We start from the raw sequence: 13,960 nt of genomic DNA, 5'->3' as shown, positions 1-13,960 counted from the left end.
AGTGAATCTAACGGGTGAGATTAGGTTTATTGGAGTTTTATAATTAACTCGGAGTTTGAAATAGGGGCGTGTGTGCGCAAAATAGGATGCGGCTTACCAATATACAGTCAAATTCTTATGAAATTCTTAAGATTTGCGATAGATATTCTTAAGATTGGGCCGAACCTATTTACAACCAAATCTCAATCATGTAAACTCTGTTTCAGTAAGAAATGAGGAACCAACAAACCTTCATTCTTAAGCTTATTCAAAGCATTCAATCTTGTGACAGCGTGTCTGATGCGCTGCTACTTAATCTTCAGGATTGAAATCTTTCAAACGCTTAACCTATGAGAAGTGTCTCTATGGCGATATGCACATAGACTACTGCTTTTTTGCAAGAAAATGTATATTACGAATACAGGGATATTATGCCCTTTTTGAGCGGTAGTACGTCTGTGCCTTCTTAAAGTGTGCTTATTTTTAGATTTCGGTGCATGCTTTCTCTGCTTCTCATAGGTGAGGTGGATTGTCTGGGATTTCGATCGGTGGGATGTACAAAATCTACGCTTTTTTCTATGACAAATTACTATATATAGTTTATAATTATATTATGCAATTTAGTTTGGGGAAACAGGTTGCTATATAACCAGAAATGGAGGGGATTGAGAAAGGTTTCAGGGGTGAAGCGTAGTTACTGACTGATATTAAAACTTTATAAAGTCAAAAATATACTAAAAAATGCATAAAATCTGCCGATATATTAATAAATGCACGATATTCTGTGATAAAATTAGCATGTGAGGTGAAAAATGCAGGCTGAATACAACGATATTGTTGCAGTGAATGGCGAGAATATAGCATTAGAGCATAATTCAGACTTAAATCACGTAGCAGATCGCTCACCAGAAACAGACCAGGAAGCCATTTCCATCAACGTCAAAACCAAAATCATATACAGTGTGATTAAGAGAGCCTTTGACATAGTCTCATCTATTATTGGACTAGTTCTTTTAGCGCCTCTGTTTTTGGTCGTTGCTATATTGATAAAAAAAGAAGATGGCGGACCGGTGTTCTTCATTCAGGAGCGCACAGGCCATAATAATAAGCCATTCAAAATGTATAAATTCAGAACCATGTGTGAGAATGCCTCTGAGATGCATAAGTTCCTCTTAGAGCAGAACGAGCTTGATGGCCCGGCCTTCAAGATGAAGGACGATCCACGAATCACACGCATAGGTAAGACCCTAAGAAAGACAAGTATAGACGAATTACCGCAGCTTCTAAACGTGCTTAAGGGAGAGATGTCCATCGTAGGACCAAGACCTCTTCCAGTATATGAAACGGACCAGATGACTCAGCAGCAGATGACAAGACATCTTGTTAAGCCTGGACTTACTTGCTACTGGCAGGTTATGGGCCGCACCGAGATTCCATTCGAAGAGTGGATGGAGCTTGATCAGAAGTATCTGGAAAAGAGAAGTGTAGCTACTGATATAGGTCTTATTATCATGACTTTTAGAGCGCTAAGTGCAGGGGATGGCGCGTATTAGAATAGTATTGATGGGGGCACAAATTTGAATATTGCTTATGCTTCAGACGACAATTTTGTAGATGTAATGCTAGTTTCTATTATGTCATTCAATGACCATAATTCTGATGCAACAATATACATCCTTGATTGTGGGATAAGCGAGTCTAACAGGCAAAAGATACTAGAACTGTGTTCCGAAAAGAATACAGTTCTTTTTTGTTGAGGAGCAAGAAATGGCTAAAAAAAGAATACTAATGGTTTGTGAGGCATATACAGGCGGGGTCTTTTCTTATGTCACACAACTTTGCAATGATATGTGTGATGAGTTTGATGTCAGCTTAGCTTTTTCAGTAAATGCTGTTAAGAAGCGTAGACCCGCTACTCCTTCAAATTTTAGGCAATTGTTGGATGCTAGAGTTGGATTATACGAAGTTAAAGATTTTGGGAATCTAAAAAAGATATGGAATACAATTAGACGTCTCAGAGAAATTGCTCAAGAAGTACAGCCAGATATAATACATCTTCATTCGTCTATAGCAGGAGGAATAGGCCGGATTGCATTTGATGGGAAGAAGAGCAAGCTCGTATATACTCCACATGGATACTCTTTTGTATTAATGGGAAATGGGCTGAAGAGCAAAATAATGTTTTGTGCGGAATGGATACTTGGAAAGAAAAATGCAATAACGTTAGTATGTACTCCAAGCGAAGAACTTGTGGCAAAAAAAATAACCAACAGAACTTTATTCATCGAAACAGGCGTGAATGTTGAAGAATTGGACGATGCATTAAAAAATATAGAGCCAGTTAAGAATAGCAAATTCACAGTGTATACTTTGGGGCGAATATGTTCACAGAAGCGGCCTGCTTTGTTTAATCGCATTGCTGAACTTGTTCCTGAAGCTGATTTTGTATGGGTAGGAAGTGGAGAACTTGAAAAAGAATTAGCTGCTCCAAATCTTAAGGTGACAGGTTGGATGCCAAGACATGATGCTTTATCTATTGGAAAAGGGGCTGATGCATATGTCCTTTGCTCGTACGGAGAAGCTGTAGCTATGAGCCTGGTTGAAAATATGTTTATGGGTAAGCTTTGCCTTGTAAGTGATGTTATGGGAAATAAGGATGTTATAAAAGATGGTAGAAATGGGTACCTATGTGCTCGTGAGGAAGAATATGCGAAGAGAATAAAAGAAGCAATGCATGAATTCCCCAAACAACTTGGCGAACAAGCAAAGATGGATGTAATGAACGTATATAACACAAAGGTCATGAAAGAGAAGTTTATAAATTTTTATAATGGTATTTAAAGAGTTGCTTATGGGAAATGTATTTGTTGTTGGGATAGTTTCTATTTACAATCCGATACCAGAATACAAAAAGAATATTGTAAAGCTGGCTAATATGGTGGATTTACTGATAATTATGGACGACTCGGATGTATCTACCATTTCTATTTGGGATTCAATTATATCTGATCATATACGTTATATTTGGAATTCTGGAAACTTAGGGCTTTGTAAGAGCGTAAATATAGGAATCGAACATGCGATTAAGGAAAATGCTGATTGGATAGTTTTTATGGACCAAGATAGCGAACCACAGAATAACATTATTTCTATTTACAAATCATATATTGAAAATAATAATACATCGGAAGTGGCTATGTTGACGCCTCAATATAACTATGATAGACATCCAAGAACTGCGAAAAGTGGTTATAGAGAAGTAACGTTGACTAATCTTTCGGGGAGTATGGTGAGTGTTGATGTATTGAGGATAGTCGGGAAATTTGATGAAAAGTTTTTGATAGATGGTCTTGATCATGAGTGGTGTTTAAGAGCCAAAAAAAAAGGATATAAAATTTTTGAGTGCTCACAGGCTGTTTTAAATCATAATCCAGCTAGAACAAAGTATATTTCATTTCTAGGAAAAAATATCATTGGATTTGGTGTGAGCACAGAAGAAAGGCATTACTACCAAATTAAATCATGCTTACAAATAATATCTAAATATAAAGATGCTTTGAGCTTTAAAATATTAATAGTAAAGATTATAAAGTCAATCTTTCTATATGGGAATACCAATAAATATTTGATGGCTACTAGGAAAGCTTTTCATGATTATAGAAGAGGCTATTATGGAAAGTATAATACACGACTAATATAACTTACATATGGCCAGTGAGTAGAAAACTAGATGTTTATTTGGTCATCGAACGGAAAAATGATGTGTGAGAGGTAATATGTTTATGATAAGCATAATTATCCCAATCTATAATGCAGAGAATTATCTTAAGAGGTGTCTGGATTCGGTTGTTTCACAAACATATAAAGACTTAGAGATAATTCTTATAGATGATGGATCCACAGATAAGTCTGCACAAATATGTGATGAGTACTGTCATAGTGATAAGAGAGTGGTGGTTATTCATAAGAAAAATGAAGGAGTTGTTAAAGCAAGAAATACTGGATTAACTATAGCTCACGGAGATTTTATAGGTTTTATAGATAGCGACGATTATATAGTTCAAGACATGTATCAATATATGATTAAAATATACGATTCGACTGGGGCAGATATCGTATGCTGTGGTGTCTCAAGAAGATATAGAGGGTCAGGTAAAGAATATAACACAAGATATTTTGAAGGTGTAAGACTTTATGATAAAGAGGAGGCTTTATATAAGTTTCAGCTAAATGATGACATCGGAGTTGCTGCATGGAATAAAATTTTTAAAAAAGAAATAATAGCAAAAATTGAATTTGAAAATTACAAAAGGATGGATGATGCTAGATTTGTGTGTAGAGCTATCCAAAATTCTAAGTCGGTAGCTTATGGGGCACAAATTAAATATATATATGAAATCCGTGGTAATTCCTTGACTCAATCGGGCTTCAATGAAAATGCCTATGATATTTTAAAAGTAGCTGATGTAAATTTTAAAAGCATAAGCGCTATGGGATTAGTTAAATACGACTATTTCATCGGACAGATAATTTGGTATATTGTTTTTTCTAATGAGATGATTAAAGGAAACTATGTAGATTATTTGGTGATTAGAAAAATAAAAAAAATGATACGCGATAATTGGGGCATAATTAAAAGAAATAATGATCTCAAACTGGTCAGAAAAATTCAGCTTTTTATGGTTGGTAATTGTTTTTTTATGTATTCAATCCTTTATAGAATGCATTGTAAGGTAAATGGCAAATAAAATGAGAGTATTATTTTTTTCATCTGATAATTCTTATTCAAGTGGAGCCTTTGCTTCTATGGCTAAGTTAGCTTTTCATATCCAAGAGAGCGGTAATCGGGTTAAGGTTATATTGCCATGTCACGGAGACGGCGAAAAGCTATTAAGCGAGTTTGGGGTTAACTATTCCATAGTAAAAATGAATTCTTGGATTGTTCCGCGTAATCCTTTGAGGCTATTAGCATATATGAAATGCTTGATTGGAATTGCGCAAAATCATTTTTGGAACATAAAATATGTAATTCGAGAAATAGATTTATTTAAACCTTCTGCAGTTTATATGAATGGTACATGGGGGTATCTTGGAGCATATGTGGGAATAAAGCTAGGAATTCCAGTTGTGTGGCACATTAGGGAATTTTTAGAAGAAGATCAAAATAGGAAAATATTTTTAAAAAAAATTGGATATAAGTTAATGTCTCAGTCTTCGAAAATAATATGTATTTCCGAAGCTTTGAAAAAAAAGTATGTCAATAAAATTGATAATAAAAAGATAGTTGTTATTTATAACGGGATAGATATTGATTATTACTTAAACGAAGATCATAAACTTTTTATTTCTTCTAAAGTAAAAGGAATAATAATAGGAGGTATAAATCGTAGTAAAGGACAATATAAAGCGATAAGAAAAATTATGAAGGAAAAGCGAGATGATTTTGAATTAAATATTGTTGGTGGCTTATCTGGAATAAATAAGTTAATCTGGCCTGTTTTTTCTAAGCTTTTTTGCGATTCAAGAATTCATTATTGGGGCAGACAATATGATGTTAGGAAGTTTATTTCTGATTCTGACATCTGTATTGTTCCATCTAGAAGTGAAGCATGGGGGAGAGTTACTGTAGAGGCTATGCTCGGAGGATGTGTTGTTGTAGGCTCTAATACGGGAGCAACACCAGAAATACTAAAAGATGGTGAAACAGGGTATTTGTTTGATTATAAGAAGTTTGACCTGATGTCAGTAATGAATGGAATACTAGGCGACAAAGATCAGGTGAGAATAGTTGCTCAAAAAGGTCAATTAAATGCTAGAGAAAAGTATAGCTCCGTAAGAAATGCTGAATCAGTAATTAAAATATTGGAATCTTTGAGTGAATAATATGTTTGGTATTTGTATTATAACTATTTTTGTGTTGATAATTGTAAACTATATATTTCGTAAGAACATGTTTAATGAAGTTACATTTATTTTGCTGTTTTGGTTGGTAAGTGTAATCACTAATAAATTTGGCAATATAGTTTATTATGAAATTAGTAATAAAACTTATTTGGTGATAATGATTGGATTATCAACGTTTACCGCAGGGAACTTGTGGCAAACTGTTTATTGTTCACGGCATAAAAAGGGAGATGAAAAAGGGCAATCTATAATCAATTGGCAAGTTTTATATGTTTTTCTTGTTATACATTTTTTGTCTTCGCTGAATTTTTTACTTTCTGTATTTGAGTTTCTATCTAAAGAGTATTCTTTTTTGCAGATTAGAGAAATATATCAAGGATATATTGAAGGAGTCAGTTTTACAAATAATTATTTTGAAAAAATCACACTTCATTGGATAGCACAACCACTATCGATTCTGTTAATGATTATTACTTTGGTATTACTAATCAATAATGATTATTCGCATAAAAAGTTTATTTTGTTAGTCATAATAGATGAGCTTTTGTACTTTTTTTATACTCAAAGTAGAACGTCGGTTTTTTATATTGTTGTTTGTTTGGTTGTGCTATATGCGAACAATAGAAGATTTATTTCAGCACTACAAAGAAAAAGAATACGAAGTGTAGTAGCTTTTATAATTTTGGGCATTACTATATGGACTATAGTAAAATTCTCAGATTCAAAAAATTGGAATGGTTTAAAGACATATGAACTATACTTGGGCGGAGGAGTGTCTTTGCTGGATTATGGCATAATAAAGATTGATTCTAAAGGATTTTACTCCAAAGGAGTTAATTTCTTTTATGGGGTTTATACGATTTTTTACCATATTTATTATTTACTACCAGTTACAAAAAGTGATTTTAATAGAAATATTGTTACAATACATGCATTTAAGGAGAATTTCGTAAGAATCGGTCCCAAAGTATGGTTTAATGCATATTATTCTTTTTTCTATGATTTTTATATTGATGGTGGGGTATTAGCTGTAGCTATTGAATGTTTATTATACGGGGTTATAAGTTCTAAGAACATAATAGAAATGAGGCTGAATAAATATGATGTAGAAAAACAGTGCAAAGGGTTGCTCATGTGCATAGTTGTGTTCATGGGAGTTGTTAGGTGGCAGTTTGTATCGCCGGTTTTTGTTTTTGTATATGTGTACATGTTCTTGATATTTCACTTTAAATTGAAAATCCGCAATGTGAAAGTAAATGTATAAGAATAAGGTGTTAGGTAACGGTGAAAAATATTAGCTATATAATAAAATCTCATATGCCTCATTCCCTATATTCTCTTTATATAAAAATAGTGTATAAGAGAAAAATTGGAAAAAAGTGTAATCTTCGGAATCCGCAGGCGTATACAGAAAAAATACAATGGTCTAAGCTTTATAGGACAAATGATTTAATCACTCAGCTTTCAGATAAAATAGCTGTTAGAAAATGGGTCAAATCAAGGATTGGAAGCGAGTATCTAATCCCGTGCATTGGTGGCATATATAAGAGTGCGGATGAGATAGATTTTGATTCATTACCCGATAGCTTTGTAATAAAGGCTAATCATGGAAGTGGTTTTATAATAATAGTAAATAATAAATGTGAAGCTGATTTTGATTATATTAGAAAAAAAATAAAAGGATGGATGAAGACTAATTATGCTTTTGTTTCTATGGAAACGCAATATAAAAGTATTAGACCGTTAATATACATAGAAAAGAATTTACTCTCTGGGAGCAGAGAAGATCTTCCGGATTACAAATTCTTCTGTTTTAACGGAAAGGTCTTTTGTTCATACACGATGATCGATTACGCAATGAATCATTCTAGCGGGAAAATAGGCTTTTTTGATAGGGATTATGTGTTAATGCCATATCATAGGAAGGATTATGAACCAATAACAGAGCAGCTTAAAAAACCTAAAAACTATGAATTGATGGTCGAAATAGCAGAAAAACTTTCTCGAGGGTTTTCACATGTTAGAGTGGATTTATATAATGTTGATGGAAAAATATACTTTGGAGAAATGACATTTACTAATGCAAGTGGATTGTGCCAATTTGAGCCTGAAAAATTCGATAGAATTTTGGGAGAACAGTGGGATTTAGATTCTGGTATATGAAGACAAAGAAGAGCGTAAAATCCAACTATATATTTAATGCCATTTATCAATTGTCGTGTATAATTGTGCCAATCGTCACGTTGCCTTATCTTTCAAGAACATTGCATGCAGAGGGACTGGGTGAGTATTCTTTTGCTTATTCAGTAGCTTACTATTTTTATATTTTTATAAGACTTGGTCTTCATAATTATGGAAACAGAACAATAGCATATGTTAAGAATGATGAAGTAGCTTTAGCGAGAACTTTTAGTGACATATTTTCTTTTCAACTATTTTTAGGAGTTGTTGGTTCTGGGGGATATTTACTGTACTGTTTTTTTATTTCTTCCAACAGGATTACTTCGCTTATTTTTTCTTTGGTAGTAATGACTGGTGGGATAGATTTGACATGGGCATTGTACGGACTTGAAGAGTTTACGATCACATCTATAAGGGATGTGATTGTAAAGATAGCCACCGCGGTATTGATATTTATATTTGTCAAAGAAGCTTATGATGTTTGGAAATATGCACTTATTTTTAGTATAGGTTTTATGGTGAGTCAAGTTATATCATTACTAGTTGTGGTCAAACGGATACATTTTACTAGACCTGAATTATCTGGGGTTATTTCTCATATAAAACCAAATTTAATTCTTTTTCTACCTACAATTGCTGTGAGTATATATAAGACTATGGATAAGATAATGTTAGGATCTATATCTGGAGATACTGAATTAGGATATTATCATTCTTGCGAAAATATAATAATGGTTCCGCTTGCTCTTATTACAGCGCTTGGTACTGTGATGCTTCCGCGTGTATCAAACATGATTTCAAATAATGTTGAGGATAGTGAAACAAAGAATACATTTAACAAGTCTATTATGTTTGCAATGTTTGTTTCTACTTCAATATGTTTTGGAATAATGACTGTTGCAAAGGAATTTGTGCCTTTGTTTTTTGGTGATGGATTTGATAGATGTATTGATATTTTTATAGTGATTCTGCCAAGCTGTGTTTTTTTGGCATTTGCTAATGTAATAAGAACTCAATATCTTTTGCCAAGAAAAAAGGATGTTTTTTTTGTAGCCTCGTTATTTGCAGGAGCTTTTGTGAATTTAGTTTTGAATGTTTTGCTTATACCTAGGTATGCTTCTGTAGGTGCGGCAGTAGGTACTTTGGTAGCAGAAGTAACTGTATGTATTATCCAGGCAGCATATGTTTATAAGGAAGCAGATATAGAAAAAAATGTTCTTGATTCTCTACCATTTATCATGGCTGGAATACTGATGTTTGTGAGTGGATACAGCATTACTTTACATCTACATAACGAATTATTAGCATTGCTTTTAAAAATAATAATTAGTGGGATAATATACATGGTCGTTCTTATAGGGATCAAGCTTTTCACGAAGATTATAAAGTTTTAAGAAGTAAGGAATTATAGACTGCAAGAATCAGGAAATGATTGATGAACATTTTTGAGTAAATAGGAATTGCGAAATAAGAATCATTGCACGACAAACAAACGTTCGCTATAATAATAGACGGTGCTACCATTTTCGGTAGGCGGTTGGCTCTTTTTGCCGGATTATTGTCCGAGAACTCTCAAAGTGTTGGGAGGAATGCGTATGAGAAATCTTGACGGGAAGGGCTATGATGTTAGATACAGTCATCACGGTTGTGAGTACTGTAGTCACACTTATAAGCATAGGTGTGACTATATACAGTATTCACGTGACATTAAAGAAGTAATTCTTTGCATCAAAAAAGACCGCCAAAACTCTACCAAAGTTATCGGCCTTTTTTGATCATTAACTAAAGTTAAGAGCTAACCGTCTATCGGTAGCACTTTTATATATTCATAATAGCACATATCAGAGGTTTTACAAGAAGGAGTTTAGCCATCTTAGAGGGGGACCAACTATGGACCGTAAACGAATCTTAGTAACCGGTGGAGCAGGATTTCTAGGCTCACATCTATGTGAAAAACTTTTGGATCAGGGCAATGATGTCATTTGCGTTGATAACCTTTTTACGGGCAGTAAGGACAATATACGCCACCTTATGGATAATAATTACTTTGAATTCATAAGACATGACATTACTCAGCCTATTTATGTCGAGGTTGATCAGATCTACAATTTGGCATGCCCTGCCAGTCCAATCCATTACCAGCATGATCCTATCGCCACTGGTAAGACTTCTATTATGGGCGCCCTTAATACATTAGGACTTGCTAAAAGATGTAACGCTAGAATCCTCCAAGCTAGTACCAGCGAGGTTTATGGTGATCCTGAAGTTCACCCACAGCCAGAGACTTACAGAGGCTGCGTCAATCCAATAGGTCCACGTTCTTGTTATGATGAAGGCAAGAGAATGGCTGAGACTCTCTTTTTTGACTATCACAGACAACATGGTGTGGATATCAAAGTTATCCGCATATTCAATACCTACGGCCCTAGAATGAGCGCTAATGACGGACGTGTTATCTCTAATTTTATTGTTCAGGCTCTTAAGAGTGAAGACATCACAATCTATGGCGATGGAAAGCAGACCAGAAGTTTTTGCTACGTAGATGACCTCATTGATGGAATGATCAAGATGATGAACAGTAGGGACGATTTCCACGGCCCGGTTAATATCGGCAATCCAGGCGAATTTACTATGTTGGAACTTGCGGAGCTGGTTATTAAGCTTGCTGGCTCAGATTCCAAGATTGTCTACAAGCCTCTTCCACAAGATGATCCAATGCAAAGGCAGCCTGTCATTGACCTTGCCAAAAAAGAGCTGGACTGGGAACCAACTATTAAGCTCGAAGAGGGCCTGGCTAGAACTATCGAGTATTTTAGGATATTGCTGGGGATATATTGATTCCTTTGCCGAGACGATATAGCACTTAAAAAATGACAAAATAAGAATTCTTGAAAGCCGAACAAATGTACGCTATAATCTTCTTGTCTATAGACAAGGAGAGAGTAGTATGACAAGAGAAACATGGGTTCAGATTCCAGAGAACAGTAAGTTTGTAAATGTTGGTGTCGATTTTAACGGAGAAATAGATTTCTTCAAAATAATCATAATCGATGACCTGCATATATTTGGCTTTGTGGTAATTAATCCAGACGGTGATCAATCTATAGAGACTACCGTTGAGGATGGCGAAGTAGTTGAAGCAGGATTTAGCTACGATAATCGAGATTTTTCTATACAATTGTTGGCTTCGCACAAAGCGTATGAATTGATTTTTTCTGAAGTATAAATTTGCCTTTTGATTTTGGAGGAATTATTTTATAATTTTTCCAGGAGGTATTTTCCATGGGAGATAATAACGTGATGATTGATAATAAGGATATAAAGAAAAAGAAAGAACGTAAAAAAGTTAAGGTTACTATCGCATATTTTGATGGTAAGGAAAAAAGGAAAGAAACCAGAGAAATATACAGATATGTTTAATAAATATGGCTAATTCTGAGATGCTTCGGGATTAGCCATTTTTAACAAGGCTCCAAGAAATGAGGACAGGAGAGAACAACTTGAACACCAAATCAGTCTACATGTGCTTTAGCACCGACATAATCCACGGGGGACACATCTCCCTGATCAAAAAAGCCATGAACCTTGGCGACCTCATCATCGGCGTCATGACCGACGAGGCCGTGGCTTCATACAAGCGATATCCACTGGTCTCCTACGAAGACAGGAAGGCCATGTTCGAGTGCCTCGAAGGGGTAAAAGAGGTTGTTCCTCAGAATAGCCTCAGCTACCGCGAGAACCTTCTTAAATATAAACCCGACTACGTTGTCCACGGCGACGACTGGACTGAAGGCTTCCAACAGCCCATCAGGCAGGAAGTTCTGGACACTGTGGCAGAGTACGGCGGCGAACTTGTGGAATATCCTTACACCTACGGCGCCCAGTACAACGAACTTGAGAAAAGAGCTAGAGAAGACCTGGCCCTCCCTGATATGCGCAGGGGTAGGCTTAAGCGTGCCATCAACCTCAAAGGCCTTGTAACAGCCATGGAGGCTCACGACGGTCTCACTGGCCTTGTTGTGGAGAAATCCGCTGTTTATTCAAACGGTAGTGCCCATCAGTTTGATGCAATGTGGCTTTCAAGCCTCTGCGACTCCACAGCCAAGGGTAAGCCTGACATTGAGCTCGTGGACATGACCAGCAGATTCAGAACCATCGAGGATCTCATGGAAGTCACCACCAAGCCCATTATTTTCGACGGCGACACCGGCGGACGAATCGAGCACTTTACCTACACCGTCAGAAGCCTTGAGCGCATGGGCGTTTCCATGGTCATCATCGAGGACAAGATCGGCCCCAAGAAGAACAGTCTCTTTGGCACCGAAGTTGTCCAGACTCAGGACGATCCACAGAACTTTGCAGAGAAGATAAGAGCTGGTAAAAGAGCTCAAAAGACCCGCGACTTCATGATATGCGCCAGAATCGAGAGCCTCATCCTTGAAAAAGGCATGGAGGATGCCCTCAGCCGCGCATCTACCTATGTTGATGCAGGCGCAGACGCTATCATGATCCACAGCAGGAAAAGTGATCCAACAGAGATCTTCGAATTCATCGATAAATTCAGAGCCAGTGACACCACAACCCCACTTGTGGTGGTGCCAACAAGCTTTAACACAGTAACCGAGGAAGAATTTAAGGACCGCGGCGTCAACGTAGTAATCTACGCCAACCAGCTCATGCGCGCCACCGTTCCAGCAATCCAGAAGGTAGCAGACATGATCCTCACCAATCACCGCGCCAAGGAGTGCGACGATATCCTCATGCCATTTTCTGAGATCATCAGAATGATTCCGGAGGAATGACCGTTTCATGCAATATAGCAACATAACCAAGGCCAACTTCATATCCCGCCCCAACAGGTTTATAGCCAAGGTACAGCTGGAGGGAAAAGAACTAACGGTTCACGTCAAGAACACTGGCCGATGCAAGGAATTATTGATTCCCGGCTGTGAGGTGTACCTGGAAAAGGCCAGCAATCCTGAGCGCAAGACACCTTATGATCTTGTGGCGGTTAAGAAGGATGGCCGGATTATCAACATAGATTCCCAGGCTCCAAATGTGGTGGTAAAAGAGTACCTGACAAAACTGGGAGAGTATAGCTTCATAAAGCCTGAGTACAAGTACGGAGACTCCCGCATTGATTTCTACATGGAGAAGGGTTCTGAGAAGTACCTCATGGAAGTAAAGGGCTGCACTCTCTTTAGAGATGGCATAGGTTACTTCCCTGATGCACCCACAGAGCGCGGCGCTAAGCACCTTCGCGAACTGACTGGGGCAGTATCCCAGGGATATCATGCGGCAGTAGCCTTCGTGATCCAAGGTGAGGGCATCAGCGAGGTTCGCCCTAACACAGATACAGACCCGGATTTTGCCAAGGCCTTTGAGGAGGCCAGGGCAGCAGGAGTGGAAGTGGTCTTTTACTTGTGCAAGGTAACAGAAGATTCAATAGTAATTGAAAGAAGCAATTCTATTTGACGCGCGTCAAATACGAACAAAATGTTATATAACACTAGATTTTTTGATCTTCACAATCTCAACAAGAAAATCCTACTTGTAAACGTCAATGAAAAAGTTTACCACTCGCTAACGAATTAGTTTACCACCCCGCTAGCGAAAAACTTTACCATTTTATCCTTTTTCGCTGGTGAATAAGTTTACCAGCAGCGCTATCGAAAAAGTTTACCACCAACGCTACCGAAAAAGTTCATCACCAAGTCTCTTGTTATGGGGAACACCGCAATAGCAGCATTCCCCGGGTTACTTTAGTTATAAAACATAGTTTTCAAATGGCAGATCCTCATCAAGACGAGCCTTGTGGGCATGAGCTTTAAAGTATTCAAAGTCTTCTGTAAGTCCCTTCCATTCGATATAGTCACTAAGGTATTGCCTCTCATCA

At 36.8% G+C, this 13,960-nt stretch carries 14 protein-coding genes; all 14 read left to right on the top strand.

The window, feature by feature from the left end; genetic code table 11:
• Window positions 1-791: 791 nt before the first annotated feature.
• The 14 genes from T541_RS0109075 to sfsA all read left to right on the top strand — a co-directional run bounded on the left by T541_RS0109075 (window position 792) and on the right by sfsA (window position 13,539).
• Window positions 792-1,532, top strand: a complete 741-nt coding sequence (locus T541_RS0109075; RefSeq protein WP_081779923.1) for a sugar transferase — start codon at window positions 792-794, stop codon at window positions 1,530-1,532.
• Window positions 1,533-1,746: 214 nt separating this feature from the next.
• Window positions 1,747-2,820: a glycosyltransferase gene (locus tag T541_RS0109070; protein WP_026652428.1), complete on the top strand. Its 1,074-nt coding sequence runs from the start codon at window positions 1,747-1,749 to the stop codon at window positions 2,818-2,820.
• Window positions 2,821-2,830: 10 nt separating this feature from the next.
• Window positions 2,831-3,679: a glycosyltransferase gene (locus T541_RS0109065; RefSeq protein WP_197025163.1), complete on the top strand. Its 849-nt coding sequence runs from the start codon at window positions 2,831-2,833 to the stop codon at window positions 3,677-3,679.
• A gap of 82 nt (window positions 3,680-3,761) precedes the next feature.
• Window positions 3,762-4,727, top strand: coding sequence for a glycosyltransferase family 2 protein (locus T541_RS19285; RefSeq protein WP_197025162.1), 966 nt, complete (start codon window positions 3,762-3,764; stop codon window positions 4,725-4,727).
• Window positions 4,717-5,862 carry a glycosyltransferase family 4 protein gene (locus T541_RS0109055; RefSeq protein ID WP_081779922.1) on the top strand — a complete coding sequence of 382 codons (1,146 nt, stop codon included), beginning with the start codon at window positions 4,717-4,719 and terminating at the stop codon, window positions 5,860-5,862. The genes T541_RS19285 and T541_RS0109055 overlap by 11 nt, the downstream gene beginning before the upstream one ends.
• Before the next feature lies 1 nt (window position 5,863).
• Complete coding sequence (locus T541_RS0109050; protein ID WP_026652424.1) at window positions 5,864-7,147, top strand: O-antigen polymerase; 1,284 nt, start codon at window positions 5,864-5,866, stop codon at window positions 7,145-7,147.
• Window positions 7,148-7,167: 20 nt separating this feature from the next.
• A complete protein-coding gene (locus T541_RS19280; RefSeq protein WP_051538178.1) occupies window positions 7,168-8,046 on the top strand; it encodes an ATP-grasp fold amidoligase family protein in 879 nt (292 codons plus the stop codon).
• Entirely contained in the window at window positions 8,043-9,458 is a 1,416-nt protein-coding gene (locus T541_RS0109040; RefSeq protein ID WP_026652423.1) for a flippase, read from the top strand. Before T541_RS19280 ends, T541_RS0109040 begins: the two co-directional genes overlap by 4 nt.
• Before the next feature lie 201 nt (window positions 9,459-9,659).
• The gene (locus tag T541_RS0109035; RefSeq protein ID WP_026652422.1) at window positions 9,660-9,839 is read left to right on the top strand and encodes a hypothetical protein; all 180 of its coding nucleotides are present in this window, start codon (window positions 9,660-9,662) and stop codon (window positions 9,837-9,839) included.
• 115 nt (window positions 9,840-9,954) lie between these two features.
• Window positions 9,955-10,902 carry a UDP-glucuronic acid decarboxylase family protein gene (locus T541_RS0109030; protein WP_026652421.1) on the top strand — a complete coding sequence of 316 codons (948 nt, stop codon included), beginning with the start codon at window positions 9,955-9,957 and terminating at the stop codon, window positions 10,900-10,902.
• Between the two features lie 109 nt (window positions 10,903-11,011).
• A complete protein-coding gene (locus T541_RS0109025; protein ID WP_026652420.1) occupies window positions 11,012-11,290 on the top strand; it encodes a hypothetical protein in 279 nt (92 codons plus the stop codon).
• A 56-nt stretch (window positions 11,291-11,346) separates the two neighbouring features.
• A complete protein-coding gene (locus T541_RS21380; RefSeq protein ID WP_155839489.1) occupies window positions 11,347-11,484 on the top strand; it encodes a hypothetical protein in 138 nt (45 codons plus the stop codon).
• Between the two features lie 80 nt (window positions 11,485-11,564).
• Window positions 11,565-12,866, top strand: coding sequence for a phosphoenolpyruvate mutase (aepX, locus tag T541_RS19275; RefSeq protein WP_330375720.1), 1,302 nt, complete (start codon window positions 11,565-11,567; stop codon window positions 12,864-12,866).
• Between the two features lie 7 nt (window positions 12,867-12,873).
• Entirely contained in the window at window positions 12,874-13,539 is a 666-nt protein-coding gene (gene sfsA, locus T541_RS0109010) for a DNA/RNA nuclease SfsA (RefSeq protein WP_026652418.1), read from the top strand.
• Window positions 13,540-13,960: the final 421 nt, after the last annotated feature.

The organism is Butyrivibrio proteoclasticus P6B7, assembly GCF_000622085.1.
Taxonomy (GTDB): domain Bacteria; phylum Bacillota; class Clostridia; order Lachnospirales; family Lachnospiraceae; genus Butyrivibrio; species Butyrivibrio proteoclasticus_A.
This window is presented reverse-complemented; position numbering and strand designations above follow the sequence as displayed.